The following is a 2395-nucleotide window of genomic DNA, read 5'->3' on the forward strand; positions in this document are numbered from 1 at the left end:
CCCCAGACATTAACCAACACAACTTCAATTACTATGGTGCATTAGCCAATTTCCAAGTATACGGGCGTCAAGTGGGAACCCAAGCCAAACAAGTGAAACAGGATATGCGATCGCTTTCTTGGTTCCTCACTAAAACTGGTGCCCAAGGGTCAATCCCAGAATCCCAAGCAGCTATTGTTCAGGCAGTTGAGCAAGGGACAGAATTTGACCTACACCAGACTTGGGAGTTACCCGATGCTAGCCAACTGAAACTGTATCACAAGCGGCAGCCACCAATAGCCGTAAAACCATTATCGATAAAGCCTGTGGGTGACCAATCATCCATAAAACCCACTAGTTTAGATGGCAATGCTTCCCTGGCCAAAAGGCCACGCTACGCGAACAGCAATACTCTCACTTCAAATTCCAGAGTTAAATTAGACCAAGTCACCGTACCAGAAACATCTCCTGCTGGAGTACCTGTACCAGTAACTTATCAGTGGACTGGTTCTTGGGAGCAATTACAATCTGGCATCGTTATCCTAACCTGGCAACCGGTAGAGTTGAAGGTTGGCCAGTTGAAGGTTAACAAGTTGAAGGTTAACAAGTTGAAGGTTGGCCAGTTGTTCGCGAAGGGTGGCCTTTTGGCCAAGGTTGAAGGTTTAACGGAAACTAACCTACAACCTAACAACCTTCAACCTTCCACCGAAACTAACCTTCAACCTTCCACCGAAACTAACCTTCAACCTTCAACCCAAACTAACCTTCAACCTTCAACCCAAACTAACCTGCAACCTTCCACCGATTCTAACCTGCAACCTTTAACCCACCGATGGTTACACGACCATGGTATTGCCATGGGAGAACTACACTCTTCCCAATTACCACCTGCCAATTCCCAATTTCAAGTCATTGAACGGATGGCGATGTTTCCCCCAGCAGATATCCCAGCTGGAAGCTATACTCTAAAAGCAACTTACCTCAATCGACAAACTGGGGAAACCTATGGGATACAAGTACCAACCGTTACCTTGACCATCGATCCAGCAGCTACCCCCATACCTGCACCAGAACTAGATTTAATCACCCAAATGCGGATATTATCCACTAATTTACCTAAAGGACTCAATGGCCTAGAACCGGTTTTTGAAGAAACTGCCCGGATTAACCAGTACGATCCGATTCAGGAGTACTTAGAACAAGCAGATTTAGCCTTAAGCTATCGGTTGGCATCAGAACCGAATAACCTAGACTTGGCCTATGCTCTGGCCTTGAGTAGGGTATTGCAGCAAGATGTAGAAGGTGCGATCGCAGCATTAAAGCGAGTCACCCAACTTGACTCCCAAAATCCCTATGCTCACGCTTATCTTGCCTTCGTCTATCTCTATGATTGGGATGGAAAAAATGGGGAAAATGCCCTAAAACCTGCCCTTAAAATCAACCCGACTATTCCTGAATTACAAGCCCTATCTGGTATAGCTGCCTTGATGCAAGGTAATGTGTTCAAAGCTTGGAGTGTTCTTCAGGGATTAGAACTTGAAAGCGATGGCCTTTCGGCCACGCTACGGGAACGCTAATTGTAAGCTAATGCGCTACAGATGGTGCTACAGATGGTGCTATCAGTTTTGGGCTTGTGGCCAAGCTACTAATTGCTGCTTTTGAATAAAATAAGCACCGATTGCGCTACGGGCAAGCTGGGCGAACAGTAGCGTGAGACATTTACCTAGCGTGGCCAATGGCTGAATGCTTACCCCTAATATTATTTCATTGTGAATAAATTGTGAATCAATGGCTCAATAGGACTAAGTTTTTTAGTCTTATTGTTCTTTCCGTATTTGCCGTTACTCATAACCAATTGCCCATCCCGAGCGCTTAAGATTTTGCCATAAAATTTACTACATTTATTTGAAAATTTTCAGTATTTTTATTGAGGAAATTTAATTCAAGGTTATGAATAATTTAATCAAAAGTAGTTTAGACTTATTAAAAAACAGGTGATTTGATATTGATAAAAATAACCTGCCCATATAATTTTAATGTATTAAAATAAACAATCTTATGAAAACAAACTTCAAAAACAAACAACCTATTGATTTACTCAAACTGACCCAAAACCTATCACTAGCAATCCTAGGGTCTGTTTTGAGTTTCACCGCCATTGAAGTTGCTAACCCAGCACGCTCTGACGCTTTTGTAATTTTTAACCAGTCTGGTAACACACTCGGAGGTGGCTCCCGATGGGATGCAGCTCCAAGGACTATCAATGGAAGAGAGCGTTCCCTCGAAGGCGGATTGCGATACTCAGTAGAGGGGGGTTCCTATGAAGCTTTCCGCGATTTATTCACCTGGGATATTCTTCCTAGTGTCAATGAGTTTCAAAATGCGATTGAGGCTGCGTTCAACGCCTGGACTGTAG

1 protein-coding gene and 1 pseudogene are annotated in these 2395 nt (G+C 43.6%); both read left to right on the top strand.

The annotated features are described in order from the left end of the window. Positions 1 to 1556 (top strand): annotated as a pseudogene (locus tag F6K49_RS41665) (phospholipid carrier-dependent glycosyltransferase); the annotation flags it as partial. 481 nt (positions 1557 to 2037) lie between these two features. Next, positions 2038 to 2395 (top strand): hypothetical protein (locus tag F6K49_RS41670; RefSeq protein ID WP_293107083.1); only part of this gene is annotated, 358 nt, incomplete at its 3' end.

This window comes from Moorena sp. SIO3I6 (assembly GCF_010672095.1).